At 67.2% G+C, this 25,059-nt stretch carries 26 protein-coding genes; 14 read left to right on the forward strand and 12 right to left on the reverse strand.

What is annotated here, in order from left to right:
- The first annotated feature begins 6 nt into the window (after positions 1 to 6).
- Positions 7 to 840: a universal stress protein gene (locus AC3WOB_RS12310; protein ID WP_492275190.1), complete on the forward strand. Its 834-nt coding sequence runs from the start codon at positions 7 to 9 to the stop codon at positions 838 to 840.
- 10 nt (positions 841 to 850) lie between these two features.
- On the opposite strand, the gene AC3WOB_RS12315 is transcribed toward AC3WOB_RS12310, so the two are convergent.
- The 3 genes from AC3WOB_RS12315 to AC3WOB_RS12325 all read right to left on the reverse strand — a co-directional run bounded on the left by AC3WOB_RS12315 (position 851) and on the right by AC3WOB_RS12325 (position 2,319).
- A complete protein-coding gene (locus AC3WOB_RS12315) occupies positions 851 to 1,792 on the reverse strand; it encodes a 2-hydroxyacid dehydrogenase (protein ID WP_492275350.1) in 942 nt (313 codons plus the stop codon).
- 158 nt (positions 1,793 to 1,950) lie between these two features.
- Positions 1,951 to 2,103, reverse strand: a complete 153-nt coding sequence (locus tag AC3WOB_RS12320; RefSeq protein WP_013393887.1) for a DUF3309 family protein — start codon at positions 2,101 to 2,103, stop codon at positions 1,951 to 1,953.
- 48 nt (positions 2,104 to 2,151) lie between these two features.
- Positions 2,152 to 2,319 (reverse strand): hypothetical protein, encoded by a 168-nt coding sequence (locus AC3WOB_RS12325; protein WP_013393888.1) that lies wholly within the window; start codon positions 2,317 to 2,319, stop codon positions 2,152 to 2,154.
- Between the two features lie 127 nt (positions 2,320 to 2,446).
- Between AC3WOB_RS12325 and AC3WOB_RS12330 the strand changes: the two genes are divergently transcribed.
- Positions 2,447 to 3,535 (forward strand): DNA topoisomerase IB, encoded by a 1,089-nt coding sequence (locus AC3WOB_RS12330; RefSeq protein ID WP_492275191.1) that lies wholly within the window; start codon positions 2,447 to 2,449, stop codon positions 3,533 to 3,535.
- On the opposite strand, the gene AC3WOB_RS12335 is transcribed toward AC3WOB_RS12330, so the two are convergent.
- Positions 3,521 to 3,772, reverse strand: coding sequence for a hypothetical protein (locus AC3WOB_RS12335; RefSeq protein WP_492275192.1), 252 nt, complete (start codon positions 3,770 to 3,772; stop codon positions 3,521 to 3,523). The two genes, AC3WOB_RS12330 and AC3WOB_RS12335, sit on opposite strands and share 15 nt — an antisense overlap.
- A 160-nt stretch (positions 3,773 to 3,932) precedes the next feature.
- Here AC3WOB_RS12335 and AC3WOB_RS12340 point away from each other — a divergent pair, with 160 nt between their 5' ends.
- The 3 genes from AC3WOB_RS12340 to AC3WOB_RS12350 all read left to right on the forward strand — a co-directional run bounded on the left by AC3WOB_RS12340 (position 3,933) and on the right by AC3WOB_RS12350 (position 5,650).
- Entirely contained in the window at positions 3,933 to 4,262 is a 330-nt protein-coding gene (locus tag AC3WOB_RS12340; RefSeq protein WP_013393891.1) for a four-helix bundle copper-binding protein, read from the forward strand.
- Positions 4,263 to 4,338: 76 nt separating this feature from the next.
- Complete coding sequence (locus AC3WOB_RS12345) at positions 4,339 to 4,680, forward strand: ElaB/YgaM/YqjD family protein (protein WP_013393892.1); 342 nt, start codon at positions 4,339 to 4,341, stop codon at positions 4,678 to 4,680.
- A gap of 82 nt (positions 4,681 to 4,762) precedes the next feature.
- Positions 4,763 to 5,650: an SDR family oxidoreductase gene (locus tag AC3WOB_RS12350; RefSeq protein ID WP_492275193.1), complete on the forward strand. Its 888-nt coding sequence runs from the start codon at positions 4,763 to 4,765 to the stop codon at positions 5,648 to 5,650.
- A gap of 25 nt (positions 5,651 to 5,675) precedes the next feature.
- Here AC3WOB_RS12350 and AC3WOB_RS12355 read toward each other — a convergent pair whose 3' ends face one another.
- Complete coding sequence (locus AC3WOB_RS12355; protein WP_492275194.1) at positions 5,676 to 6,296, reverse strand: DUF4142 domain-containing protein; 621 nt, start codon at positions 6,294 to 6,296, stop codon at positions 5,676 to 5,678.
- Positions 6,297 to 6,467: 171 nt separating this feature from the next.
- Between AC3WOB_RS12355 and AC3WOB_RS12360 the strand changes: the two genes are divergently transcribed.
- Positions 6,468 to 6,752, forward strand: a complete 285-nt coding sequence (locus AC3WOB_RS12360) for a DUF378 domain-containing protein (protein WP_492275195.1) — start codon at positions 6,468 to 6,470, stop codon at positions 6,750 to 6,752.
- A 16-nt stretch (positions 6,753 to 6,768) separates the two neighbouring features.
- On the opposite strand, the gene AC3WOB_RS12365 is transcribed toward AC3WOB_RS12360, so the two are convergent.
- Positions 6,769 to 7,002: a hypothetical protein gene (locus AC3WOB_RS12365; protein WP_013393897.1), complete on the reverse strand. Its 234-nt coding sequence runs from the start codon at positions 7,000 to 7,002 to the stop codon at positions 6,769 to 6,771.
- A gap of 164 nt (positions 7,003 to 7,166) precedes the next feature.
- On the opposite strand from AC3WOB_RS12365, the gene AC3WOB_RS12370 reads away from it, so the two are divergent.
- On the forward strand, positions 7,167 to 7,550 hold the full coding sequence (locus AC3WOB_RS12370; protein WP_492275196.1) for a hypothetical protein: 384 nt from the start codon (positions 7,167 to 7,169) through the stop codon (positions 7,548 to 7,550).
- Between the two features lie 2 nt (positions 7,551 to 7,552).
- Here AC3WOB_RS12370 and AC3WOB_RS12375 read toward each other — a convergent pair whose 3' ends face one another.
- Positions 7,553 to 8,929, reverse strand: a complete 1,377-nt coding sequence (locus AC3WOB_RS12375) for a sigma-54-dependent transcriptional regulator (RefSeq protein ID WP_454694759.1) — start codon at positions 8,927 to 8,929, stop codon at positions 7,553 to 7,555.
- A gap of 185 nt (positions 8,930 to 9,114) precedes the next feature.
- Here AC3WOB_RS12375 and AC3WOB_RS12380 point away from each other — a divergent pair, with 185 nt between their 5' ends.
- On the forward strand, positions 9,115 to 10,125 hold the full coding sequence (locus tag AC3WOB_RS12380) for a sigma-54 interaction domain-containing protein (protein ID WP_492275197.1): 1,011 nt from the start codon (positions 9,115 to 9,117) through the stop codon (positions 10,123 to 10,125).
- Positions 10,126 to 10,283: 158 nt separating this feature from the next.
- The gene (locus tag AC3WOB_RS12385; protein WP_492275198.1) at positions 10,284 to 11,723 is read left to right on the forward strand and encodes an RNA polymerase factor sigma-54; all 1,440 of its coding nucleotides are present in this window, start codon (positions 10,284 to 10,286) and stop codon (positions 11,721 to 11,723) included.
- A gap of 34 nt (positions 11,724 to 11,757) precedes the next feature.
- Here the strand turns inward: AC3WOB_RS12385 and AC3WOB_RS12390 are convergent, their stop codons facing one another.
- From AC3WOB_RS12390 to AC3WOB_RS12400, 3 genes are all read right to left on the reverse strand, one after another.
- Positions 11,758 to 14,760: a GAF domain-containing protein gene (locus tag AC3WOB_RS12390; RefSeq protein ID WP_332014651.1), complete on the reverse strand. Its 3,003-nt coding sequence runs from the start codon at positions 14,758 to 14,760 to the stop codon at positions 11,758 to 11,760.
- A 97-nt stretch (positions 14,761 to 14,857) separates the two neighbouring features.
- Positions 14,858 to 15,568, reverse strand: a complete 711-nt coding sequence (locus tag AC3WOB_RS12395; protein WP_492275199.1) for a DUF2325 domain-containing protein — start codon at positions 15,566 to 15,568, stop codon at positions 14,858 to 14,860.
- A gap of 73 nt (positions 15,569 to 15,641) precedes the next feature.
- Entirely contained in the window at positions 15,642 to 16,961 is a 1,320-nt protein-coding gene (locus AC3WOB_RS12400; protein ID WP_492275200.1) for an MFS transporter, read from the reverse strand.
- A gap of 104 nt (positions 16,962 to 17,065) precedes the next feature.
- Between AC3WOB_RS12400 and AC3WOB_RS12405 the strand changes: the two genes are divergently transcribed.
- Entirely contained in the window at positions 17,066 to 17,956 is an 891-nt protein-coding gene (locus tag AC3WOB_RS12405) for a LysR family transcriptional regulator (protein ID WP_332014655.1), read from the forward strand.
- A gap of 145 nt (positions 17,957 to 18,101) precedes the next feature.
- Entirely contained in the window at positions 18,102 to 19,760 is a 1,659-nt protein-coding gene (locus AC3WOB_RS12410; protein WP_492275201.1) for a mucoidy inhibitor MuiA family protein, read from the forward strand.
- A 66-nt stretch (positions 19,761 to 19,826) separates the two neighbouring features.
- Here AC3WOB_RS12410 and AC3WOB_RS12415 read toward each other — a convergent pair whose 3' ends face one another.
- A complete protein-coding gene (locus AC3WOB_RS12415) occupies positions 19,827 to 21,053 on the reverse strand; it encodes an EAL domain-containing response regulator (RefSeq protein WP_492275202.1) in 1,227 nt (408 codons plus the stop codon).
- Positions 21,054 to 21,293: 240 nt separating this feature from the next.
- On the opposite strand from AC3WOB_RS12415, the gene AC3WOB_RS12420 reads away from it, so the two are divergent.
- Entirely contained in the window at positions 21,294 to 22,427 is a 1,134-nt protein-coding gene (locus AC3WOB_RS12420) for a 3-deoxy-7-phosphoheptulonate synthase (RefSeq protein WP_492275203.1), read from the forward strand.
- Between the two features lie 86 nt (positions 22,428 to 22,513).
- On the opposite strand, the gene AC3WOB_RS12425 is transcribed toward AC3WOB_RS12420, so the two are convergent.
- Positions 22,514 to 23,746, reverse strand: a complete 1,233-nt coding sequence (locus AC3WOB_RS12425) for an NAD(P)/FAD-dependent oxidoreductase (RefSeq protein ID WP_492275204.1) — start codon at positions 23,744 to 23,746, stop codon at positions 22,514 to 22,516.
- A 108-nt stretch (positions 23,747 to 23,854) separates the two neighbouring features.
- Here AC3WOB_RS12425 and AC3WOB_RS12430 point away from each other — a divergent pair, with 108 nt between their 5' ends.
- Both AC3WOB_RS12430 and AC3WOB_RS12435 read left to right on the forward strand, forming a co-directional pair.
- Complete coding sequence (locus AC3WOB_RS12430; RefSeq protein WP_492275205.1) at positions 23,855 to 24,454, forward strand: GNAT family N-acetyltransferase; 600 nt, start codon at positions 23,855 to 23,857, stop codon at positions 24,452 to 24,454.
- 98 nt (positions 24,455 to 24,552) lie between these two features.
- The gene (locus tag AC3WOB_RS12435; protein WP_013393912.1) at positions 24,553 to 25,023 is read left to right on the forward strand and encodes a hypothetical protein; all 471 of its coding nucleotides are present in this window, start codon (positions 24,553 to 24,555) and stop codon (positions 25,021 to 25,023) included.
- Positions 25,024 to 25,059: the final 36 nt, after the last annotated feature.

The raw sequence follows: 25,059 nt of genomic DNA on the forward strand, positions 1-25,059 counted from the left end.
GCCTCCATGTATCGCCGCATTTCCGTCCACCTCGATCACGGATTCGACTGCAGACGCCGCATTGAAGCTGCCCTGGCCCTGGCCAAGCGCCACAAGGCCGAGCTGGTCGGCATCTACGCCAACGCCGCCCCGCCGCAGTACTACTACGGCGAATCCGTGCTCATGTCGCGTTCGCTAGGCATCATCAAGGAACTGCACGCGCAAAACCGCGATGCGGTGGAAACCGCCTTTCTGGAGGCTGCCGCCGAGGCGGACGTTCCCGCCTTCATGCGCGCTGGCACCTCCTCGCCCAGCGAGACCGTGGCGCTGCTCGGCCGCACCACCGACCTGATCGTGGTCAGCCAGGAGAATCGCGAAGACGTCGAAGCCGCGCACGAAATCGAATTCGTCGAGCAGACGCTATTGACGGCGGGCCGGCCGGTGCTGGCGATTCCGTCCAGCGGCGAATTCCCGGTCATCGGCGACCGCGTGCTGTGCTGCTGGGACGGCAGCCGCGAAGCCGCCCGCGCGCTGGCCGATGCCGCGCCGATCCTGCGCCTGGCTACGCATATGACCGTGCTGACCATGAACGAAGGCGCCGCCAGCCCCAAGCATGAAGCGCCGTTCGAGGACCTGGCGACCTACTGCGTCGCGCAAGGCATGCCGGCGCCCGAGCACGTGCGCCGCGACATCAAGGGCGTCGGCGTGGGCAGCACCATCCTGAATGCCGCTGCCGACCATAGCGCGGACCTGATCGTCATGGGCGCCTACGGCCATAGCAAGCTGCGCCAGTGGGCGCTGGGCGGCGCCACCGCGTCCATCCTGAAGAGCATGACCGTGCCGATCGTGTTCTCCCACTAGCGTCAGGCTGCTAGCCCCCGCGCACGGGGGTCAGTACCGGCCTGCCGGCGAAGTGCGCCGTGGCATTGTCCAGGAACAGCGCCACGGTGGCATGCACCGCCTCCGGTGAGCGGCCCGCACTATGCGGCGTCAACACCACGTTGTCGAGCTCGATGAGCGCCTTGGGCACGTCGGGCTCGCCGTCCACCACGTCCAGGCCCGCGCCCGCAATGCGGCGCCCGGCCAGGGCCGCGATCAGCGCCTGCGTGTCGACCACGCTGCCGCGCGCGATGTTCACCAGATACCCTTCGGGTCCCAGCGCTTCCAGTACCTGGGCGTCCACCAGGTGGCGCGTGCCCGCCCCGCCCGGCGTCGCCACCACCAGGAAGTCCGACGCCGCGGCCAGCGCGCGCGGGCTATCGAAATAGGCATAGCCGGATTCCGGGCGGACGCTGCGGCTGTAATAACCCACGCTCATGCCGAAGCCCAGGGCGCCGCGCCGGGCGATTTCCAGGCCTATGGTGCCCAGCCCCAGGATGCCCAGGCGCTTGCCCGAGACCTGCGGCCCCATGAAGCCGCTCCAATGGCCTTGACGCACCGAAGCATCGGCCTGCGGCAAGCGCCGCGCCGCGCCCAGCAGCAGCGCCATGGCATGGTCCGCCACCGACACTGCGTTGGCGCCCGGACCGTTGGTCACCACGATGCCGCGCGCGGCCGCCGCGGCCAGATCGATGTTTTCATGGCCCACGCCCAGGGAGCAGGCGATCTCCAGTTTCGGCATCGCCGCCATTTCCGCCGCGCGCAAGCCGGTGGCGCCGCGCGTGAGCACGATGCGGATCTCATGGCCATGGTCGCGGATCGCCTGGGCGCGCGACGCGTCGGTAGGCGCAAAAATAGCGCGAAAGCCGCGCGCTTCGATTTCGGGCAGATAGTCCTGCACGCTTTCAATCAGGACAAGCAAGGGGATGGTCATGTCGGGAATGCCGCGCATCGCGGGGGCTGCATAAAAACCCGGCGATGTTACGCCTGGGCCGTGACGCGCGCCAGCCGCCGTCCGCCAGGCGGCCGCCCGGCGACGGAACCGGTGCGCGAGCCGCCCGACACGGCTCGCGCTAATGTGGACCGGCCCCGCTACAGCCGTCCGGTCAGCAGCATCACGATCAGGACGATCAGCAATATGCCCAGTATGCCGCTGGGGTAATAGCCCCAGCCACGGCTATGGGGCCAGGCCGGCACGGCGCCGACCAGCAAAAGGATCAGGATAATCAGCAGGATGGTCGACATGGCGACTCCTCGGTTCTTGTTGGGGTCTGTGGAATCCCGTTGCCCGCGTCAGGGGCTGGGCGGCGTGATCTCCTTGCCCGGCGGCGACAAGGGCGGCAGGTCGACGTCCGGCTCGTCGGTATCCGGATCCACCGGCAGGTCCCCGGGAGGCGAACCCGGCGGTATCGGATCTGGCTTGGGCGGAACGTGCAGGTAATACGAGTACGCGATGTGCATGGCTGTCTCCGGGGAAAATCCATTCCTCCATCAGCAAGCCGCGTGCCCGGGCCAGCCCGCATGACCGGCACGGGCACGCCGCATGCTGATGCCAGCGCCCATGTCCCCCTTGGCTGGCGCCGACGACATGAACTCAAGCTCCCAAGCGCCCCGCAGGTCCGGCGGCGCGGCACTGGTCTATTACGACGACAGCCGCGCAGGCTACACGCGAGCCCGCATCAACGGCCACGCCTTCCACTACCTGGACGCGCGCGGCAAGCGGATACGCAGTGCGCGGGAGATCAAGCGCATCGATGCCCTGGCGATACCGCCGGCCTATGAGCAGGTATGGATCTGCCCGTCTCCGCTTGGGCACCTGCAGGCCACCGGGCGCGACGCGCGCGGCCGCAAGCAGTACCGCTACCACCCGGACTGGACTGCGGTGCGCGACGCGAGCAAGTACCAAAGCCTTGCGGATTTTGCGCGGACGCTGCCGCGCATCCGGCGCCAGGTCGAACGCGATCTGCGCACCCCCGGTTTATCCCAGAACAAGGTGATAGCCGTACTGGTGCGGCTGCTGGAGGCAACCCTGGTGCGCATCGGCGCGCGCGAATACGCCCGGGCCAACAAGTCCTATGGCTTGACCACCCTCAAGCGCCGTCACGCCAGCGTCAGCGGCGACCGCTTCCGTTTCCGCTTCCAGGGCAAGAGCGGCGTAAGCCACGACGTCAGCGCCGCGGACCGGCGCGTGGCGCGCGTCATCAAGCGCTGCCTGGACATCCCCGGCCAGCAGCTTTTCCAGTACCTGGACGAGGATGGCGGCAGCCATCCGGTGGACTCTGGCGCGGTCAATGCCTATCTGCGCGCGGCGGGCCGGGGCGACTTCACGGCGAAGCACTACCGGACCTGGGCAGGTTCCGTCATGGCGTATGCGGCGTTGCAGAGCTGTCCCGCCGACGACGCTGCCCAGGCTCAGAAGAACGTGGTGGAAGTGGTCAAACAGGTGGCGCGGCGTCTGGCCAATACGCCGGCCGTGTGCCGGGCCTGCTATGTGCACCCGGCCATTCTGGCCGCCTATCTGGAGGGCGCGTTGCCACCAGCCGCGGCCGCGCCGCAAGCGCCCCGCGGCCTGCACCCGGACGAACGCCGCCTGCTGGCCTTTTTGCGGGCGCAGGCCGCTGCGGCGGCGCAGGCCGCTGCGGCGGCGCCGGCCGCTCAGGAATCAAAGGATCGATGAGCGCGCATTCTTGGCCTGCGGCTGCGGCGCGGAACCGTCAGCCCAGTTCGACTCGGTGCGCGTATCGGCCACGACGCGCTTGTCGCGCGCGGCCTCGTCCGGGGTCGAGGCGTCTGGTTTATCCGGTCTGCGCGGAACATCGACGGCAGAACGCGGCGGCAGTATCTTAGCGTTGTCTTCCGGCTGCTTGCCGGCACGCACCGGCTTCGCGGATCCAGGTACGGGTGCTGGTTTCATGCGTGGCTCCTGGGGTCGCTCCCCAAGGGGAGCATTCCTCCCGATGCTACGGCGGCAGGCTGCAAGGGTCATCGCCGGCAGGCTTCAAATTGCAAGCGGATGTGGCCTTCGGGCCAGGCATGCCGGTTGCGGCGCGTACCGGGCATCACAAGGAGATGCAATGCGAGATCCAAATTTCGAGCAATGTGTGCAAGCCTGCTACGAATGCGCGGTCGCCTGCGATATATGCGCCTCCGCCTGCTTGCAGGAGAGCCCCGCGCAGATGCAGCGTTGCATCGCGCTGTGCACGGATTGCGCCGCGGTGTGCCGGCTATGTGCGGCCATGCTGGCGCGCGATGGCGAGTTCGCCACTGCCCAGTGCACCTTGTGCGCACTGATGTGCGACGCCTGCGCGCGCGAGTGTTCGTCGCACGAGGCCGAGCATTGCCAGGTTTGCGCAGGCGCATGCCTGGGCTGCACGCTGGCCTGCCGCGACATGCTGGAGGCCTGAAACCTTCCGACCCGCCGCGCGGCCGTCCGGGCCGGCCGCGCCGGCGCACTTTCCGCCCGACTGCCAGGAGCTACCGATGGCCTCTACCCACACCCCCCTGCCCTCCGATTTTCCGGAGAACGGCCCGGACAACCGCGGCGCGCACCGACGCTCACGGCACCCTGAAGCCTGGATCGACGATCTGGAAGCCACGCTCAGCGACACCGCCGCAACCGACATGGAAGCACTCAAGGCGCGCCTGTCCGAGCAGTTGCGCGCCACGCGGCGCAGCCTGCGCGACGCTTCCGACAACGCCAGCGACCTGATGCGCGAAACCATAGACTGCACCGAGGAATACATCCACGCCCGGCCCTGGCAGGCGATCGGCCTGGTGGCGGGCGCGGCTTTCCTGTTTGGCGTGGTGGTGGGACGGCAGTAGTCCAGATCGCGGACCGCCCGGGCATGCCATTTGCTTGGCAATGGGCAAGGCGCGTGCCGCGCCTGCCCGCCAGGAGAACCCCATGAGCAAGCCTGATCAAGCCGACACCGGCGCCCGTCCGCATCCCACACCACCCATGCCGGCTCAGCATCTGGACAAGCCGGGCCAGGAAGCTGACATGGTGCTCAAGCCCCAGTACCAGGCGCCGCAGTACAAGGGCAGCGGCAAGCTCGATGGCATGGTGGCCCTGGTGACGGGCGGCGATTCCGGCATAGGCCGCGCCGTTTGTCTGCTGTATGCGCGCGAAGGCGCCGACGTGGCGGTGGTCTATCTTAATGAACAGGAAGACGCCGAAGACACCCGGCGCGCCGTGGAGAGCGAAGGCAGGCGCTGCGAGCTGATCCCCGGCGACGTGCAGGATCCGGCGTTCTGCGAGCAGGCGGTGGAACAGACGATCCGCGCGTACGGCAAACTCGATGTGCTGGTGAACAACGCCGCCTATCAGCAGCACACGGACACCCTGCCCGAGATCAGCGACGAAAAGTGGGATAAGACGCTGCGCACCAACATCACCGGCTATTTCCAGATGGCCCGCGCGGCGCTGCCGCACCTGCACGCCGGCGCGTCCATCATCAATACGGGATCGGTCACGGGCCTGCGCGGCAGCGCCAAGCTGCTGGACTACTCCACCACCAAGGGCGCGATCCATGCATTCACCCGATCGCTGGCCGCCAATCTTGCCGGCAAAGGGGTGCGCGTGAACGCAGTGGCTCCAGGACCCGTATGGACTCCCTTGAATCCCGCCGACCAAAGTCCTGAAAAGATCAAGGAATTTGGCAAGCACACCGACTTCGGACGCCCGGCGCAACCCGAGGAAATTTCCCCGGCCTACGTCTTCCTGGCCTCGCCCGTATGCGCCAGCTATATCACCGGCATCGTGCTTCCCATTACCGGCAGCGCCGGCGACTGAGGCTTGTCCGGCGCTGAGCGTCCCCTTACTTCGGCGGCGCTATCGACGCGGGCGCTTCCCGGGACGCTGGCGAGACGGCGGGCGCCTCTCCCTTGACGGCGGGCTGGATCTTGTCAGGGTCGGCCGGCGCAGTGCCCTGCAGCTTGCGGGCCATGGCCAGATGCTGGGCCAGCATGGGCAGGGAGCGCGCAGCGAACTCTCGCACCTGCGGGTCCTTGGACTCGCGCGCAGCAGTCTCGAACAGACGGTTGGCCATCGTGTGCGCGTCCACGGCGGCCTTTTCGATGTAAAGCGCATCGAAGTCCGCTCCGCTCCTGTTGCTCAGTTGTTCCAACGTGCCGCGATCGGGCTCAGAGGGTTCGGTAGGCAGCTTCACCTGTTTGCTCGCCGCCAGGGTCTTGAGTTCGGCATTCATGGCGCGATGCTGCTCCAGCATCTTCGCAGCGAACGCCTTGACGTCGCCGTCGCCGGCGCGCTTTTTCGCCAGTTCCGCAGCCTCCGCCTCGAACATCCCCGAACCCGCCGCGGCCTGCAGGAAGCGCGCCTCCGGCTCCGCCAATTCCTGCGCCCGCACACCGCCCAGCACGCCTGGCGCGATCAGCAGGCAAATCGCGACGATGCCGCACAGCCAAGTTGTCTTCTTCATATCGGGCTCCCGCAACGATAGTCCGGCCGTAATTCACCTTATGGACAGCAACTGCCATGCCCGCGCCGGGCACGGTGCTTGCTGTGGGCGTGGCAAGCGGCCTGGCCCAGCCGGCAAAGGCAGTCCGCCCGCAGTTCCGCCCCACCCGCATCCTGCGCAAAGGACATCCCCATGGACATGCCCGGCAACAATGAAGATTTCTCCGAGCTGGAAGACGAATCGGCGCCACCGCCGATGCTGCCCGAAACCCGCGGCCTGTCCATTCTGGACTGGTCGGCATTGATCGCAGTGGTGGCAGGCGGCCTGAACACCGGCCTGATCGCCGCGGTCGATCTGGACGTGTTCGCCAAGATACTGCCCTCGGCCGCTGCCACCCGCAGTGTCTATGGCTTGATCGGTCTGGCCGCGCTATACAGCGTGGTGCTGCTTTTCAGGCTGGGCGAACAACCGGAATGAGCACACCGGAAGACGGTCACGCCGTGCCGGGACGCTTGCCCGGATACTGCCCGCCTTCCTCGTACTCGGCGCCCTTGTCATTGGGTTTCTTGTCCGATTCGCGCTTGGGCGCGGCGGGCGGCTTGCCGAAACCGGGCTTGTCCGTGCCGAACTGGCCGCTGCGATGGGCGGCTTCGGTTTCCGTGCGCGGCGCATTGGCCTTGGCATGTTCCGGATCCGCTTTCGCGTTGTCTGTCCGCTTGGTTTCCATATTCGTATCCCCGTCTCGTTCAATGGATGCCGCGGGCGCCGCGCATCGGCATCGCCCGCCGTCAGCCACCGAGCAAGCGGCGTGCCCGGCCGGCCCGGGCACGCCGCTTGCTTGCGCATGAGGTCAGGCCCGGACGATGCCGGGCCCCATCCAAGGAGTCAGCCATGAATCTGTCCCGAGTCGTTCTCCCCGCCGTCGCCCTGAGTCTCTCGGCCCTGGCCTTTCAGGCCCCGGCGCAAACCATGCAAGGCGGCGCCACTGCGGTTCGCAGCAACGAGCAGATCGACGACCAGTACAAGCTGGACAAGAAGCGCTGCGACGGCATGAAGGGCAATCAGAAGGACGTCTGCCAGCAGCAGGCCGAAGCCACGCGCGACAAGGCCCGGGCCGATGCCAAGGCCGGCAAGGAAAAGGCCGAGGCCTCGCATGACGCGGCCAAGACGCGCAACGACGCCGACTACAAGGTAGGCAAGGAGAAATGCGACGGCATGTCCGGCAACGCCAAGGACGCCTGCATGGCGGACCTGAAAACGCGGTACGGCAAATGAAGTCAGGACCGGTCCTGCTTCCCGGCAGACGCCGCGGCGGGCGCATCCGCGTCCGCCGCGGCGTATTCCTCCAGCCGGTTGTACAGCGTCTTGGGGCTGATGCCGAGCACTGCGGCGGCCTGCTTCTTCACGCCGTTGCAACGTTCGAGCGTGGCCAGGATCAGGCGCCGGTCCGCTTCCGCCAGCGTTTCCCCGACGGGCACGCTCACTTGGCCGCCTGCGCCCTCGCCGGTCGGCGACACCCGCGGCGTCAGCATGTCCACCTCCAGCGTGTCGCCTTCCGCCATGATGAAGGCGCGGCGCACGTAGTTCTTGAGTTCCCGTACATTGCCGGGCCACCCGTACTGCTGCAGCGCCGCCACTGCGCGCGGCGAGAATTGCTTGTTCTTGCCCGCCTCCTGGTTCAGCCCTTGCAGGAAGCGGTTGGCGAGGAACAGGATGTCGTCGCCGCGTTCGCGCAGCGCGGGCAGCTTGATGGGGAAGACGCTCAGACGGTAGTAGAGATCTTCGCGCAACTTGCCTTCCCTGACCGCCTGCTCGGGATCCCGGTTGGTGGCGGCGACAATCCGGATGTCGCAAGCGATCTCCCGATTGGTGCCCACCCGCATGAACTGCCCCGTTTCCAGCACGCGCAGCAGCTTCACCTGCAGATCCAGCGGCATTTCGGTCACCTCGTCCAGGAACAGGGTGCCGCCGTCGGCGCGCTCGAAGTAGCCTTTGTGCTGGCGGTCGGCGCCAGTGAAGCTGCCGCGCTCGTGCCCGAACATTTCGCTTTCGATCAGATTGGGCGAGATCGCCCCGCAGTTCACCGCGATCAGCGGGCGCTGGCGGCGCGCGCTGAGTTCATGGATGGCGTGCGCGGCCAGTTCCTTGCCTGTGCCGCTCTCGCCGATCAGCAAGGTCGTAACGTTGGTGGGCGCCACGCGGCCGATCTGGCGGTAGACATCCTGCATGCAGGGGGATGCGCCGTACATCCTGCCATAGCGCCCCGGTTCCTCGAATGGCGCGCCCGCAGGGTCGCTGCCTGAGTTCGCGCTTACGCGCGCGAAGATGCCATTCAGGCGTTCCATGCAGATGGGCTTGACGAGGTAGTCGGTCGCTCCCAGGCGCAGCGCCTGGACCGCGTTGTCCACGGTACCGTGTCCGGTCATCACCACGACCTCGGCGCTGGCGGCAGCCTCGTTCTTGAAGATGTCCATGCCGCTGCCTTCGGGCAGGCGGATATCCGTCAGCACCAAGTCGGGCGCGTGCCGTTCGAGCTGGATCAGCGCGTCCTTGACGCTCGCGGCCAGCGCCACGGAAAACCCGTTCTCGCGGCCGATTTCGGCCAGGGTTTCGCGTATCGTGGGGTCGTCGTCAACGATCAGCAAATGGGGCATGCCTACTCCGTATCGCGAATGTTGCGCTCAGCTACTGAGCATAGCGACAACGGCCGGCAGCGGGGTAAATGTTCGATACTTTCCATCAACGTTTTCGTATGCTTGCAAATCGTCGCATCCCGGACCGCTGTGTCCCTCTAGCATGGTCGGATGCGCATGGCCCCGGGCCGGGCCAAGGAATCAGCATGGCGAATCGCACCCCCAACGCCGCGCGCGTAACGGCGTCCGCGCCTCCGGGCGTACTCATGGATGTATCTGGCCTTTCCCCCGTGATGCAGAAGCTGGGCGCGCAGCTGCAGCTGGCAGCCGCCACCGACGCCAGCGTCTTCATCGTGGGCGAAAGCGGCACCGGCAAGGAAATCGTCGCGCGCGCCATCCACGACGCGAGCGAGCGCCGCGCGCAGCCCTTTGTCGCCGTCAACTGCGGCGCCATCAGCGGCAGCCTGGCGCACGCTGAACTATTCGGCCATGAGAAAGGCAGCTTCACCGGCGCGGTGGCCCAGAACGCGGGCTACTTCGAATATGCCAGCGGCGGGACGCTGTTCCTGGACGAAGTGACTGAAATGCCGCCAGACCTGCAGGTGAATTTCCTGCGCGTGCTCGAGGCCGGCACCTACCAGCGCGTAGGCGGCTCCGATCTGCTGCGCGCCAACGTGCGCATCATCTGCGCCAGCAACCGCGATCCTCTCGCCTCGGTCGCCGAAGGCCGTCTGCGCCAGGACTTCCTCCACCGCCTGCTGGTGATCCCGCTGCGCGTGCCGCCCCTGCGAGAACGTGGCGACGACGCGATGGTGCTGGCGCACTGGTTCCTGGACACCCTGAATACGGCGCATGGCACCCAGAAAACCTTCAGCCCCGGCATGCTGGAAGCGATCTCCCGGCACGATTGGCCCGGCAACGTGCGTGAACTGCGCAATGCAGTGCAGCGCGCCTACATCCTGGCGGACGACGTGCTGGCGGCCGACCTGCTGCCCCGCTCCCGCGACGAGCCGCGGGCCACCATCAGCAATGGCGCACTGACATTCCCCGTCGGCATGCCGCTGGACGAGGCGCAGCGGGCGTTCATACTCGCGACCCTGGCGCATCACTCGGGCGACAAGCGCATTGCCGCCGAGACGCTGGGGCTCAGCCTGAAGACGCTCTACAACCGTCTGGACGGCTACGAGAAGGACGGGCAGGACAGCGTCGGCCCCTGATTTCCGTGAACCGGGCGGCATTTCTTACCGGCGCCTTGTAATACTGAGGCAGCGGGCGGACACGATTCCCCCGCCCTGCCCGCTGCGGGACTTGGCACGGTCTTTGCTTAAGTTTCTGGATGGGCTGCCCATCGGCAGCCGCTGTCCAGGAGACTCGATTGGTCTACCCCACGCAAGAATTGCGCCTGCGCCAGCAGATGACGCTGGCGCCGCGACTGCAGCAATCCGTCAAGCTGTTGCAGATGACCGCGCTGGAATTCACCACCGCGGTCGAGCAGGCCCTGGCCAGCAATCCGTTCCTGGAAGACGCCGATGAGCAGGAGGCTGAACAGAGCCCTGCCATGGCGGTCTTTCCTCCCGCCGCCGACGCCGGCGATCCTGCCGCGCCAGACCCCGCGCCGCAGGCCGAGCCGCCCCTGCCTGACGCGCCCGCCTACTCCGGCGACTATCCGACGCGCGGCCAGGGCGACGGCCAGGAACGCGACCAAGGGCTTTGGGCCGCTTCGACGCTTTCAATGAGCCAGCGCCTGTCGCTGGAACTGGGCAACTATCAACTGGCGCCACGCGACCGCTTGTTGACGGAGTTCATCATCGATGCGCTTGACGATGACGGCTACCTGCGCGTGCCGCTGGCAAGCCTGTGGGGCGACGCGCAGCGCGACGCCGACACCGTCCCCGAAGAGGGCGAATGGATGACTGCGCTGCGTCTGGTCCAGCAGCTGGACGCTCCAGGACTGGCCGCGCGCAACCTGTGCGAATGCCTGTCACTGCAATTGGCGGCGGCCGCCGGCATCGGCGACGAGTTGCGGGCTCTGGCCTTGCGCATCGTGCGCGAGCAGCTCGACCGGCTCGCGCGCAACGATTGCACCGGCCTGCGCCAACAGTTGGGCTGCTCCGAGGACGCGTTGCGCGAGGCCTGCGCGCTGATCCGCAGCCTGGACCCCAAGCCGGGCGGCCGCTACAGCGCCGAAGCGCCTGTCTACGTCGTGCCCGACGTGTTCGTCGACAAGTGGCAATCGCGCTGGCGCGTGCTGCCCAACCGCAACGCCATGCCCCAGGCCCGGCTGCACCAGACCTATGCCGAACTGTTCCGGCGCGCCCGCCTGGACGACCGCAGCCCCATGGCGCAAGAGCTCCAGGAAGCCCGCTGGCTGGTGCGCAACGTCGAACAGCGCTATGTCACCATCCAGCGCGTCGCCGAAGCCATCGTCAAACGCCAGCAGACCTTCTTCGAATACGGCGACGTTGCCTTGCGGCCTCTGATGCTGCGCGAAGTGGCCGACGACCTGGACATGCATGAGTCCACGGTATCGCGCGCAACCGTCGGCAAGTACATGGTGACGCCGCGCGGCGTCTTCGAATTCCGTCACTTCTTTTCACGCGAACTGGCCACCGATACCGGCGGCTCCTGCTCCGCCACGGCGGTACGCGCCCTGATCAAGGAAATGGTCGAGGCCGAGGATCCGGCCATGCCGCTGTCCGACGTTGCGCTGACCCAGCAATTGGCCGCGAACGGCATCCTGCTGGCGCGACGCACGGTATCGAAGTATCGCGGCCAACTACGCATGCCGCCTGCGGAATTGCGCCGCCGCCATTAGGCCCGCGCAAGGCGCGCCATGGAGCGGACAAGCGCTAGACGCCCTGGCTGCCGCCGCCCGGCGCGCTGTCCAGCATGCCCTGCACGCGCTCGGACAGCTTGTCCAGCCGAAAGGGCTTCACGATCAGTTCCAGCCCCTGTCCCAGAAAGCCCTGGCCGCGCGCCGCGCTTTCGGCGTACCCCGTCATCAGCAATACGCGCAGGCCGGGACGCGTCACGCGGGCGGCGTCCGCCAATTGCCGGCCATTGAGCCCGGGCAGTCCGACGTCGGTCACCAGAAGGTCGATGCCGCGCGCGGACTGCAACAGCTCAAGCCCGGCCTCGCCGTCAGCCGCGGCCAGCACATCCAGGCCGAGTTCGGCCAGGCATTCGCATACCATCTCGCGAACGTTCGCGTCGTCCTCCACCACCAGCACGACTTCCTTGCGCGCCGCGCCAGCAGCCGCCACTGCCGGGCGTTCGCCGTTCTGCACGCTTTCGGGCGCGCCATCGTGGCGCGGCAGGAACAGCCTGACCGTGGTGCCTACGTCCACCGTGCTCTCCAGGCCGGCCGCGCCGCCCGCCTGCTTGGCGAAGCCATAGATCATGGACAGGCCCAGGCCAGTGCCCTGGCCCATGGGCTTGGTGGTGAAAAACGGATCGAAAGCGTGTGCCAGCACGTCCGGCGGCATGCCGCAGCCTACGTCCGTCACGGCGACTTCCACGAACCGTCCCGAATGCGCGCCGACGGACTGCAATAGCTGGGGATCGCCCGGTTCCACATTGCGTGCGGCAACCGTCAACGTGCCGCCGTTGGGCATGGCATCGCAGGCGTTGATCACCAGATTCAGCATGGCGTTCTCGAACTGGTTCTTGTCGCAGCAGACCGTCCACAATTCCTGCCGCAGGTCCAGCCGCAGCGCCACGCGTTCGGCGGTGTAGCGGTGGAACAGGGCAACCATGGATTGCAGCGCGGAGGCCACGCAGAACGGCTTGGGGTCGATGGGCTGGCGCCGCGAAAAGGTCAGCAGCCGCTGCGTCAGATGAGCCGCCCGGTTGGCCGAATCCATGGCGACATCAACGAAACGCAAGGCCTGCTCGGGCGCGCCCGCCGTGATCTTGCGCTGCACCAGGTACAGCGCGCCGGAAATCCCTTGCAGCATGTTGTTGAAGTCGTGGGCGATGCCACCGGTCAGGCGCCCCACCGCTTCCATCTTCTGCGACTGGCGCAAGGCATTCTCGGTATCGCGCAAGGCTTCCGCTTGCAGCTTCAGGTCGCTGTCGTCGCGCCCCGCCACGTAAAGGCTGTCCTGGGCCCAGGACATGCTCCAGGTTATCCAGCAATAGCTGCCGTCACGCTTGAGCATGCGGTTTTCCAGGTGCCTGGCGGCGGGCCTGGGCCCCATGTCCACCGAGGCCCAACTCCAGGCCCCCAGGGTTGCGGCCAGATCGTCGGAATGGACCAGTTCGGGTAGTTCCATCGACATGAACTGTTCCGGCGTCCAGCCCAGGATGACGCGTACCGCGGGATTGACGCTGACGAAGCGCCCTTGCCGGTCGACCACCGCCAGCAATTCCGGAGACAGGCGCCAGATCCGGTCCCGCTCGGCGATTGCATCCTCGACACGCTGCTCCAGGGTGCGCGCGTACTGCGACCGCTCGACGGCGCCGCACATGCGTTCCGCCACATCCTCGATAAACGCGATATCGCTGCCCTTGAGGCGACTACCCGACGAGGGACAGGCCAGCACGGCGCCCCTCTGCCTGCCCCAGCGCCGCAGCGGCGCCACGATGGCCCAGGGACGGATCTCGCCGCCGGCTTCTCCCAGCAGCGGTGCCAGGTAGGTCGTGCGTCCCTGGCGTAACGCCGCATGGTAGTCGTCACCCAAGGCATCGAGCGGGTGCGGCGGCTGACCCAGCAGCTCTGCGCCAGGGGGCCACGATGAGGAGATGACAGGCCCCTGGCCCTCGCCTTCCCCATCCAGCACCGCAACCTGGGCCAGCGCCAGATGCTGGCACAAGCCTTCGCAGGCGGCCCGCTCGATATCCTCCTGGCAATGCAGCTCGCGCATGCGGTCACCGAGCGCGGCCAGGTAGTTCTTGCGGTGCTGTCCTTCCCACAGTTCGGCTTCCGCCCTCTTGCGCGCCGTCACGTCCAGGAACAGCGCCATCATCCTGCCGGGTCCATCCTTGCGCGCGCGGGCCTCGTACCAGGCTTCCTTCGGTGCGGGCACCATGAATTCGAACTGCGTCGGTTCGCCGCTATCCACCACCTGGGCGAACGTGTCCATGATCTGCCCTGGCACGCCGGGAATCATCTCTCGCAACGTATGGCCCAGAGTGTCGCCCTCCTTCATGCCTGTCTGCCGCTCGAATGCGGGGTTCACTTCCAGGAAGCGGAAATCGACGATGCGGCCAGCGTCGTCGCGCAACGCCTCGCTGAGAAAGAACGCCTCCTGCATGCCGGCGAACATGGCGCGCCAACGTTCGCCGCTCTGGCGCAACGCCAGTTCCGTCAGATGACGTTCTATCGCCAGGGCGGCGCTGCGCGTGACCAGCGCGATCGCATCGATATCGTGGGCCGAGGGTGAGCGCGCAACGCCGTAGTAGTTGGAGAAAACACCCAGCAGGCGCCCGTCGGGCGCCTTGATCGGCGTAGACCAGCAGGCCCGCAAACCGTGTGCCAGGGCCAGGTCCCGCCAGCGTTCCCAGCCCGGATTCAAGGCGATATCTTCCACGTAGACCGGACTGCCGGTGTAGGCCGCCTCGCCCCATGACGCCGAGCCGGGGCCGATGACCGCCCTGTGGACCGCCGCGTTATATGCCTTCGGCAGGCTGGGTGCGGCACCGTGCAGCAGGAAGCCGCCGGACTCGTCCACCAGCGCGATGGCGGTGCGCAGGTCCAAGCTGGATTGCGCCTCGATGGCATGCAGCACATGTTCCAGAACCTCGGCCAGGGGCATGCCGGCGGCTATGCGCTGCAACATGATGCGCTCGTCCTCCAGGCGGGCAAGCGTGTCCGTCCAGGGTAGCGCCACTTGGTCTCGCTTGGTCAGCATGTCGGCCCCTTTGCCCCCGACTGTATTGCGGGAGCGGCCGCGCAGCCGAAACGCTACGTAACCCGACGCTACGGGTCGCCAGGCGGCGCCGGCGGGTTCAGCCGCCCGTCTTCAGCGGTTCGCGTTCCAGCCGCAGCGCCTGCAAGGCCTCGGGCTTGTCGACCAGCACGCATTGCTTGCCGGTGCGGGTGCAATGGTCCTTGACACGCCAGTAAGCGCCGTGGCTCACGCAACCGGTCTGGCAGATCACCAGGTCCGCGGCGACCAGGCTGGCTTCCAGCGTATTGCCGTCGGTATCCGCGCTGCCGTCATGGCCGAGATAGCGTCCGCCGGCCAGTTCGACCATCTTGCGGGTCAGCGCCAGGGCGACGGCATCCTCGCCCACGCATAGCACCGCTTTTTCATGCAGCACGACCGTGGAAGGCGCAGGCCGCCAAGCGGGCGGCTCGGTGAGCGTTTCCAGTTCGCGCGCGGCGGCGCCCGCCCGCCCCTGCCAGGCCAGGCGCTCGCGCATCAGGGTCTGCACCCGTTCCATCAACTGGGCCACGCTGCGGGCGAGCGCCACCCGCCGTGGCAAGCCGGGAATGGAGGTCTCCAGCGCCTTGCGGTCTTCACGCGCCCAGGCCAGCGCGGTGTCGCGCAGGATGACGGCCGCGCACAAGCGCATGGCCTCGCTCTCCAGATACAGAATGCGCGCCGCCTGCGCCGCCAGCAGACGGCTGCAATGCGCTTGCGCCTGGCCGTAGGCGGCCAGCAGCGCGGCATGCTCGCGCTGCAGGTTCTGGCTGTCGGGGGAGATAGGATTCATCGCGGCCCTCGGATCTGGTTGGGGATGCCGCTCTATGGGCGGGCCGCTAATTATAAATGAGAATTACTAGCTTTTAGATGTTGTCATTACGAGGCATTGCCCCCACTGCGGCACGGGCCGATGCGCGGCCCGTGCGCCAGTAAAGGCTGGCACTGATCACCAAGGCCAAGGCCAGCAGCCCGCCCGCCATCGCCGCCACGCCGGGCCACCGTCCCGTGGTCCAGAAGTGGCCGCCCAATGAGCCGAGCACACTGGAGCCGATGTAGTACACCAGCAGATAGAGTGAAGCGGCCAGCGCCTTGTAGCCACGCGCCATCTGTCCGACCCAACCGCTGGCGACCGCATGGGCCGCGAAAAAGCCAAAGGTGAAAACCATGATCCCGGCTATCAGCAGCGGCAGCCAGTTGGACAGGGTCAACAGCAGGCCAGCCAAAGCCATGCCGGTGGCGGCCGACAGCATCGCGCCGCGGCCATGACGGTCGGCCAGACGGCCGAACCAGGTCGACGCGAAGATCCCGACCAGGTAAACCACGAAAATGGAGCCGATAAAGGTCTGGCTCAGCGAAAACGGCGGCAGCAGCAGGCGGAATCCCACGTAGTTGTAGACCGTGACGAAGGCGCCCATCAGCAGGCCGCCCAGCGCGAACAACCCACACAGGGGCCCGTTCTTCAGATGCGAGGCGGCGCCGACGCGCATATCGCCCCACACGCCGGCCCAACCCCGGCCCCGCTGCGGCGCAAAGCGACGCGACGCGGGCAGGAGCCAGACGAACAGTACCGCCGCCACGATGCCCAGGAGGCCCAGCGTGGCCAGCGCGGCGCGCCAGCCGAAATGATCCGACACCAGGCCGGTGATGACGCGGCCGGACAAGCCGCCGAAGGCGCTGCCGCCGATGTACAGGCCCATGGCGAAACCCAGGGTGCCGGGCTCGACCTCTTCGGCCAGATAGGCCATGGCCAGCGCCGGCACCCCGCCCATGGCCAGGCCTTGCAGCGCGCGCAGCGCCAGCAGGCTGTGCCAGTCTGGCGCCGCCGCGGCAATGGTGCCCAGCACGGCGGACGCGAACAGCGATAGCGCCATGGCGCGCTTGCGCGGCACGGCTTGGGAGAACAGGCCTACGAAAAAGATGGCCACCGCCAGAAAGCCGGTGCATAGCGACAGCACCAGACTGCTTTGGGCGGCCGATACGCCGAACGCGTGGGTAAACAGCGGCATCAGCGGTTGTACGCAATACAGCAGCGAAAACGTGGAAAAGCCGGCTGCGAACAAGGCCCATTGGGCGCGCCGCAACCCGGGCGTGCCGCGGGCAAGGTGATCGGAAGACGTGGAGACAGGCGCCGCCGGAGCGGACGCGGCGGTTGGGGATGAGGGACTGGCCAAGGCGGAAGACATCGGAATTCTCGAAAGCAGCGGGCATGCAGCCCACGCAACCAAGGTAGACTTTTCCCCTCCATATGTCCAATATATGAAACTAACTTCAGCCATATTTAATAACGATGGAACTGCGCCACCTGCGATACTTCACCGCCGTCGCCGAAGAACTGCACTTCACGCGCGCCGCGGCCAGGCTGGGCATAGGCCAGCCGCCCCTGAGCCAGCAGATCCAGCAGCTGGAGCGCGAGATTGGCACCCCGCTCTTTCTGCGCCTGCCGCGGGGCATCGCACTGACGGAGGCCGGCACCCAGTTCCTTGAAGACGCACGCGCCATCCTCGCCAGCGCCGACCGCGCCATCGACACGGCCCGCCGCCTGGGGCGCGGGGAACGCGGCGCGATCACCGTGGGATTCACGGCCTCCGCCGTATTCCACCCCTACCTGCCGCAGGCAATCCGCGCATACCGGGACCGCTACCCCGACGTGCGCGTCACGCTCACGGAAAGCAACACGGCCACACTGCTGCGCGGCCTGCGCGCCGGCGAGGTCGACGTGGCCTTCGTGCGACCGCCCTACGTGCTGGATCCGGAGTTCGAGTCCGAACGCGTGCTGGACGAACCCATGCTGGTGGCCCTGCCCCCCGACCATGCGCTCAGCCGCAAGCGCAGCGTGCCCATCGCGGCGCTGGCGGACGAAGACTTCGTGCTATATCCGCGCCCCATAGGCGCCGGCCTGTACGACGCGATCATGTCGGCCTGCCTGCGCGCCGGCTTCGCGCCGCGGGTCATCCAGGAAGCGCCGCAGATGGCATCCATCGTCAGCCTGGTCGCGGCCGGCGTGGGCATTTCCATCGTGCCCGCCGCCATGCGGCACATGGGCGCGCAAGGCATCGAGTACCGGCCTATCAAGGGCGACGCGCCGCATGCGCTGCTGGACATGGCCTACCGCCGCCATGACCGATCGACCGCGGCCGCCAATGCCGTCGCCATGTTGCGCGAGCTTGCCCACCCGTAGGCGGCGCCACCGTATCGCCCTGTCGCGTTTGTCATCTTCTGTAAAACCCGCATCCGGGCCGCAATGTAAATTTGGCGCGCGCGGCGGTCCGTCCCTGTCGATGGGCACGGCGCCGCGCGATTCCAACCTGTCTAAAGGTGAAATAGTGCGACGTACCCTTCTGGCCTTGGCCATCGCGACGATCCCCGGCCTGGCCGCTGCCGCCGGGCTGGCCTCTTCCATCGGTTCCGTGACCGTCTACCAGGACCGCGCCGTCGTGACGCGAGCCGCCAGCAGCGAGCTGGCCGCCGGCGAGCATGAACTGGTGCTGGAGAAGCTGCCCGCCAGCCTGCAGGAAAATTCCTTGCAGGTCTCGGCCAAGAGCACCGGCCAGGCCACGCTGCTGGACGTGAAGGTGCGTGACGCCTATCAGGTCGACACCGCCAACGAGCGCGTCAAGCAGCTGGAAGAGCAAGTGCGCAAGCTGCAAGGCCAGCAGGCGCTGCTGGACGATGAGGCCGCGGTGCTGGACAACCAGCGCGAGCTGGTGCTGATGATGCAGCGCGGCGCCACCGAGCCCTCCAAGGATGGCGCGCGCCTGACGCTGGACGAACTGAAGGCGATCCAGTCGCTGAGCGCGGATTCGCTGGCGCGTGCGCTGGCCGGGCTGCGGCGGGTCGCCGAGCAGAAGGAGACGCTGGAGCGCGAACTGAGCGCATTGCAAAACCAGCTGGGCCAATTGCAGAACTCGCTCAACCGCCGCACCAAGACCGTCACCTTGCGCGTGAACCTGGCGCGCGCCGGCAAGCTGGACCTGAACGTCTCCTACGCCGTGGCCGGCGCCCGCTGGACCCCTGCCTACGACGCGCGCCTGCGCCCGGCGGACCGCAGCGTGGACCTGGGCTACTTCGGCGTCATCCGCCAGAACACCGGCGAAGACTGGAACAACGTCAAACTCACGCTGTCCACCGCGCGCCCCTCGCTGGGTGGCGGCGCGCCCGCGCTGCAACCCTGGATCGTCGACGTGGCCGCCCCGCCGCCTCCGCCCCGCCCGCGCCCCAGCCCCGCACCGGTGGCGGCCATGCAACAGGCCGAGGCCCAGGCCAAGATGGCGCGCCAACGCGTCCAGTCCTTCGAGGACGCCGCGGCGCCCGCCGTCGAGATGGTGCCGGAACCGCTGGAGCAGGCCACTGCCCAGGTGCAGGCGGAAGCCACCAGCGCATCGTTCCAGATCAAGAATCCGGCCACTCTGTTGTCCGACAACTCCTCGCAGCGCGTGGCCATCGCCACGGCCAAGCTGCCCGCCACGCTGCAGTACCAGTCCACGCCGGCGCTGCGCGAAGCCATGTTCCTGACGGCGCATGCCAGCAACAGCACGGACTTTCCCTTTCTGGCTGGCGCCTTGAACACCTTCCTGGACGACGCCTTTGTCGCTTCCAGCGCCATGAAAGCCGTGATGCCCGGCGAGAAGCTCGAACTGGCGCTGGGCGCCGATGAAGGCATTTCGATCAAGCGCCAGCTGGTCAACCGCTATACCGAAAGCACCGGTTTTTCCGGCAGCGGCAAGCGCGTGACCTACGAGTACAAGATCACGGTCAAGAACAACAAGGCCACCAAGGAGCAGGTCTCGTTCAAGGACCGCCTGCCCATCTCGCGCAACGAGAAGATCGTGGTCAAGCTGCTGTCGCCGGCCGACCGCGAGATCAAGCGCGAGGAAGACGGCAAGCTGGTCTGGGACTGGGAAATGGAGCCCGGCAAGTCGCGCGAAACGGTGCTGAAGTTCTCGGTGGACTATCCGGGCGATATCGAGGTTTCCGGAATCTGAGACGCTCAGCGCATCTGGCAGGCTTCCTGCTGGAGCCGTGCGCCCGTCGGCATGCCGCGCGCAGCATCAATGCGTGCGGCAGAACTCGATGAAGGTGTCGGCTTCCAGCGGCACGGAAATCCCGTAGCCTTGCGCCATGTCGCAGCCCAGCTCGCGCAGCAGTTCCACGTCGCGCTCGTGCTCCACGCCTTCGGCCACCACGCGCCGACCCAGCACGCGGCCCATCTCGATGGCGGCCGCGACCACGGCGCGCGACGCGGGCTCGCGGTGCATGTGCACGATGAAGTCGCGGTCTATCTTCAGTTCCGTGAACGGCATGGCCGAGAACAGCCGCATGGAGGCGATGCCGGCGCCGAAATCGTCCATCGCCAATTCAAAGCCGCGCACCCGCAGCAGGTTCAGCGCCGAGGACAGGGCCAGCCAATCGGTCACCGGCTCGTCTTCGGTCAGCTCGACCTTGACCAGCCGCGCCGGCAGGCCGGCCTGCGCCACGCGCTGCTCCAGCAGACCCGGCAGGTCGCGCGAGCATAGCGTGGAGGCCGAGGCATTGATCGCGATGGGCACGGCGATGTCCTCGGCATGCATGCGCTGCAGGACTTCCAGCACCCGGTCGGTGACCCGGCAGAACAAGGTGCGGTCCAGGCCCAGCCGATGCGCGGCGGGCACAAAGTCCGACGCGGGGATCGCGCCCAGCTCGGGATGGTCCCAGCGCGACAGCGCCTCGGCGGCCAGCACCCGTCCCGTGGACAGGCTCATCTGCGGTTGCAGCACCACGCTCATCCCCTGCCCCGTGATCAAGGCATGGCCCAGCGCGGCCTCGATGACGTCGCGCCGCAGGGAACGCGGCCGCGGCGACTCGGCGTCGTCCTCGTCCAGGCTGCGCAGCGCCGTCTTGATCGCCTGCTGCATGGCCGTGCGCGATACCGGCTTGGACAGCGCCTGCGCGGACGGACAGCCGGCCTGCAAGGCCAGCCGCACATGCGACTGCAACAGTTCATCGCTGAGGCTGCTGATCCAGATGATGGGCGGCATGCTCTTCAGGCGGCCGGCGTCCACCAGGCGGCGCAGCTCATTGGGCAGGCGCGTGCCGTCGCCCTCGCCCGTGACGATGTCGCTGATGACCACGTCGTAGAACTGGCGCGCCAGCGCGGTGACGGCTTCGATGCTGCTGCCCAGGCCGGCCACCCGGCGGAAACCCAGCGCCAGCAGCACATTCTGCAGATAAGCGCGTTCGACCGGATGGTCTTCGACGAGTAGTATCCGTCGGGTCCCGCCGGGTTCCGTTTTAGGCATGGTCTACCGTCCTACTCATATAGGGCGGGCCCCCGCAGGCGGCCGCTGGAAACTGTGTACACCATGCTAAGGCATTCGCGCCCGGACTGTCGTTATTGCTAACGGGTTAATGCAAGCCCATCGCCGATAGTCGTAGTATCGGGAACATCAGCCAGACGGAGGCAGCCTTCCGTCGCCCCGCGGCGCGGCCGGTGCCATAATAGATGTCTTTATTTCCGCATCTACGGCACGGAGCTACCCTTGACCCGCATTGACGACCCCCTGCACGACCGCGAGGTCGGCGCGGCCGACTCCACCCAGGACAATACGCGCACGGACGATACCCGCATCAGCGCGGTCCGCCCCTTGATTTCGCCCGCACTGCTGCAAGACGAGCTGCCGGTTTCGACCCAAATCCAGACGCTGGTCGAGCAAAGCCGTGTCCAGATCGCCGACGTGCTGCACGGCCGCGACGACCGCCTGGTGCTGGTGGTCGGTCCCTGTTCCATCCATGACCATGGCCAGGCCATGGAGTACGCCCGCCTGCTGCGCACCGCCGCCGAACAGCACCAGAAGGACTTGCTCATCGTCATGCGGGTGTACTTCGAGAAGCCGCGCACCACCGTGGGCTGGAAGGGCTACATCAATGACCCGCGCCTGGACGGCAGCTTCCGCATCAACGAAGGCCTGCGCCGCGCGCGCGAGCTGCTGCTGGATATCAGCGGCCTGGGCCTGCCGATCGCGACCGAATTCCTGGACCTGCTCAGCCCGCAGTACATTGCCGACCTGATCGCCTGGGGCGCCATCGGCGCGCGCACCACCGAAAGCCCCAGCCACCGCCAACTGAGCTCGGGCCTGAGCTGCCCGCTGGGCTTCAAGAACGGCACCGACGGCGGCGTGCAGATCGCGGCCGACGCCATGGTCGCCGCCAGCGCCAAGCATGCCTTCATGGGCATGACCAAAATGGGCATGGCCGCCATCTTCGAAACCCGCGGCAACCAGGACACCCACGTCATCCTGCGCGGCGGCAAGCAAGGCCCGAACTACGATGCCGCAAGCGTCGACGCTTGCTGCGCCGCCCTGCGCGCGGCCGGCCAGCGCGAACAGGTCATGATCGACTGCTCGCACGCCAATTCCAACAAGTCGCACCTGCGCCAGGTCGACGTGGCCAACGACATTGCCGCGCAGATCGCCCAGGGCGACGGCCGCATCACCGGCGTGATGATCGAAAGCCATCTCGAAGAGGGCCGCCAGGACCTGAAGCCCGGCCTGCCGCTGCGTCGCGGCGTGTCCATCACGGACGCCTGCCTGGGCTGGTCGCAGACCGCGCCCGTGTTGGAAACGCTGGCCCTGGCCGTGCGCCAGCGCCGCGAAAAGGCCGCCAAGCAGGCCTGACGCTACGGCCTGAATCTGCGGCCTGCGTGTCGGGTCCGGGATTCAGGCCCGAAAGCCCTTTCGCTCCTGCCTTGCCGCGTCCGCCCTCAGCGGCCGACGCGGTAAGGCGCCGGATCCATGTCCGGCGCCTTACCCGTGATCATGCAGGCCAGCAGCTTGCCCGTCACCGGTCCCAGCGTGAAACCATGATGTGCGTGGCCAAAGGCCAGCCATAGTCCTGGATGGCGCGGCGCCGGTCCGATGACCGGCCGCATGTCCGGCATGCAGGGCCGGCATCCCATCCAAGGCTCGCGCTCCACGGCCTCGCCCAACGGCAGCAGTTGCCGCGCCAGCGCGCGCGTGCGCTGGATCTGAACCGGTGAAGGCGGCGCATCGCGCGCCGCGAATTCCGCGCCCGTCGTCAAGCGCACGCCCAGGGTCATGGGCGTCACCAGGAAACCGCTTTCGATGTCGGCCACCGGATGCGACAAGGCCGCACCGTCCTCCAGCGCGAAGTGCTGGTGATAACCGCGCTTGACCGCCATGGGAAGGCGATAGCCCAGCGGGCGCAGGATGTCCGGCGACCACGGACCCAGCGCCACGACCACGTCGCGGGCCTCGATCAGGCCCTGTTCGCCCTGCACCTGCCAACCCTTGCCCGATGGCTTGAGGCTGCGCGCGTCGCCGCGCGCCAGCACGCCGCCGCGCCGCTCGAACAAGGCCGCATAACCCTGCGTCACGGCGCCGGGGTCCGACACGTTGACCGGATCCAGCCAATGCACCGCGCCCGCCATGCGCGATAGCGAGGGCTCCAGCGCCGCCAGCGCCTGGCGGTCCAGCACGCGGTAGTTCAGGCCATAGGGCGCCAGCGCCTGCGCCTCGGCGACGGCCTGGGTCAGGCCCGCCTCGCTGCGCATGCCATCGATCCAGCCGTTGCGCCGGAATAGATGGGAGATACCTGCTTCGTCCTTGAGCGCATCGTGCTCGGCCACGCTGCGCTCGATCAGCGGCAGCATGGCCTCGGCCGCGCGCGCCAGGCGCGACGGCGCCGAATGCCACCAGTAGCGCAGCAGCCACGGCGCGATGCGCGGCAGGAAGCGCGGGTGGTAGCTCACGTCCGGCGTATTGTTCCTGGCGTAGCGCCACAGGCTGCGCCAGTCGCGCGGAAAGGCATAGGGGATCACGCTGGCCCGTTCGATCAGGCCGGCGTTGCCGTAACTGGTTTCCTCGCCGGGGCCGCGCCGGTCCAGCAGCACCACGGAACGGCCGCGCGCCGCCAGATGCAGGGCGGTGCTGACCCCGACGATACCCGCACCCAAGACCAAGGCGTCTATTTTCATGCGGCGGATTCTGCTCTCGCAAGCGGTGTTCGGCAAGAGCGCTCGCGCGTAGAATCCCTTCCTGCGCGGCACGCCTCCACCGTCTTCGTTGCTCCCAAGGAATACGCCATGACACCCCCTCGCCTCCCACCCGTCACGCTCGCTGGCGAGGTCGTGCGCCTTGAACCCCTGGCCGCCAGCCATGCGGCCGCGCTCGCGCAGGTTGGCCTGCATCCCGAGCTGTGGCGCCTGCAGCCCGAACCTGTACAGACGCCGGACGACATGCAGCGCTATGTGGATCGCGCGCTGGCCGGCCAACGCGAAGGCCATTGCCTGCCGTTCGTCATCGTGCGCCAGGACAATGGCGAGATCATTGGCGCGACGCGCTACATGGACATTGCGCTGGCCCACAAGCGCCTGGAAATCGGCGGCACCTGGCTCACACCCGCAAGCCAGCGCAGCGGCGCCAACACCGAGGCCAAGTTTCTGTTGTTGCAGCACGCCTTTGAAACAATTGGTATCATGCGCGTTGTATTCAAGACTGAACTGAGCAACATGCAATCGCGCCAGGCCATCCTGCGCATCGGCGGCGTGGAGGAAGGCGTGTTCCGCAAGCACCTGATTGCGCAATCGGGACGCGCGCGCGACATGATCTACTTTGCGATCCTCGACGAGGACTGGCCCGCGGTCAAAGCCCGCCTGCTGATGCGCATGCGTCGGGCCGCGTAGGCCGGGCCGCGTAGGTCGGGCCGCGTAGGCCGGGCCGCCACGCTCTTTTCGCAGCTTGTCCGGGCCGCAAGGCCCGCCCCGCACTATTGAAGCCAGGTATGCAACAGACTTTCGCCGCGCCCGCGCGCTACACGATATACATCTACACCGAGGAACAGCGCGGCAACCAATTGGTCGAGTCGCCGGTGATCGGCATGCTGTCCGACATATCGGGGTCCGACAAACTCGTGGTGGCGCTGGACCCGCACAGCGGCTTGAAGTTCGTCTACCGCATCGACCACGACAGCAACAACCTCGACGCCGCAGCAATCACCGAACAGGACGTGTCCCTCTTCAACGGCAAGACCTCGGTCCAGATCAACTCCATGACCTATCGCCTGGGCACGGCCGAGAGCGCGATGAAATTGCTGCGCGGCAAAACCCAATGGATACAGGACAAGGGCGCGGTACTGTCCGTGCTGCTGCAGAATGCGGCCGCGCGCAAGACCCGTTTTGCCTCGCCGCGCATCGAGCGCGACCGTATGCGCAAGGTGCCGCCCGGCGTCCCGGTCGAGCACCTGCCTACATAAAAAGCACAGTATCCACAGCGCTGGCCTTATCCACAA

This window comes from Achromobacter sp. FW305-C-30-7 (assembly GCF_058783105.1).

Bases quoted from the DNA above. Each gene is read 5' to 3' on its own strand.
- AC3WOB_RS12425 (WP_492275204.1), bottom strand. From the start codon at position 23,746: ATGAAAATAGACGCCTTGGTCTTGGGTGCGGGTATCGTCGGGGTCAGC.
- AC3WOB_RS12360 (WP_492275195.1), top strand. From the start codon at position 6,468: ATGGACATGCCCGGCAACAATGAAGATTTCTCCGAGCTGGAAGACGAA.
- AC3WOB_RS12310 (WP_492275190.1), top strand. From the start codon at position 7: ATGTATCGCCGCATTTCCGTCCACCTCGATCACGGATTCGACTGCAGA.
- AC3WOB_RS12355 (WP_492275194.1), bottom strand. From the start codon at position 6,296: ATGAAGAAGACAACTTGGCTGTGCGGCATCGTCGCGATTTGCCTGCTG.
- AC3WOB_RS12405 (WP_332014655.1), top strand. From the start codon at position 17,066: ATGGAACTGCGCCACCTGCGATACTTCACCGCCGTCGCCGAAGAACTG.
- AC3WOB_RS12330 (WP_492275191.1), top strand. From the start codon at position 2,447: ATGAACTCAAGCTCCCAAGCGCCCCGCAGGTCCGGCGGCGCGGCACTG.
- AC3WOB_RS12325 (WP_013393888.1), bottom strand. From the start codon at position 2,319: ATGCACATCGCGTACTCGTATTACCTGCACGTTCCGCCCAAGCCAGAT.
- AC3WOB_RS12345 (WP_013393892.1), top strand. From the start codon at position 4,339: ATGGCCTCTACCCACACCCCCCTGCCCTCCGATTTTCCGGAGAACGGC.
- AC3WOB_RS12335 (WP_492275192.1), bottom strand. From the start codon at position 3,772: ATGAAACCAGCACCCGTACCTGGATCCGCGAAGCCGGTGCGTGCCGGC.
- AC3WOB_RS12415 (WP_492275202.1), bottom strand. From the start codon at position 21,053: ATGCCTAAAACGGAACCCGGCGGGACCCGACGGATACTACTCGTCGAA.
- AC3WOB_RS12400 (WP_492275200.1), bottom strand. From the start codon at position 16,961: ATGTCTTCCGCCTTGGCCAGTCCCTCATCCCCAACCGCCGCGTCCGCT.
- AC3WOB_RS12390 (WP_332014651.1), bottom strand. From the start codon at position 14,760: ATGCTGACCAAGCGAGACCAAGTGGCGCTACCCTGGACGGACACGCTT.
- AC3WOB_RS12430 (WP_492275205.1), top strand. From the start codon at position 23,855: ATGACACCCCCTCGCCTCCCACCCGTCACGCTCGCTGGCGAGGTCGTG.
- AC3WOB_RS12435 (WP_013393912.1), top strand. From the start codon at position 24,553: ATGCAACAGACTTTCGCCGCGCCCGCGCGCTACACGATATACATCTAC.
- AC3WOB_RS12320 (WP_013393887.1), bottom strand. From the start codon at position 2,103: ATGTCGACCATCCTGCTGATTATCCTGATCCTTTTGCTGGTCGGCGCC.
- AC3WOB_RS12380 (WP_492275197.1), top strand. From the start codon at position 9,115: ATGGCGAATCGCACCCCCAACGCCGCGCGCGTAACGGCGTCCGCGCCT.
- AC3WOB_RS12365 (WP_013393897.1), bottom strand. From the start codon at position 7,002: ATGGAAACCAAGCGGACAGACAACGCGAAAGCGGATCCGGAACATGCC.
- AC3WOB_RS12350 (WP_492275193.1), top strand. From the start codon at position 4,763: ATGAGCAAGCCTGATCAAGCCGACACCGGCGCCCGTCCGCATCCCACA.
- AC3WOB_RS12370 (WP_492275196.1), top strand. From the start codon at position 7,167: ATGAATCTGTCCCGAGTCGTTCTCCCCGCCGTCGCCCTGAGTCTCTCG.
- AC3WOB_RS12375 (WP_454694759.1), bottom strand. From the start codon at position 8,929: ATGCCCCATTTGCTGATCGTTGACGACGACCCCACGATACGCGAAACC.
- AC3WOB_RS12340 (WP_013393891.1), top strand. From the start codon at position 3,933: ATGCGAGATCCAAATTTCGAGCAATGTGTGCAAGCCTGCTACGAATGC.
- AC3WOB_RS12315 (WP_492275350.1), bottom strand. From the start codon at position 1,792: ATGACCATCCCCTTGCTTGTCCTGATTGAAAGCGTGCAGGACTATCTG.
- AC3WOB_RS12395 (WP_492275199.1), bottom strand. From the start codon at position 15,568: ATGAATCCTATCTCCCCCGACAGCCAGAACCTGCAGCGCGAGCATGCC.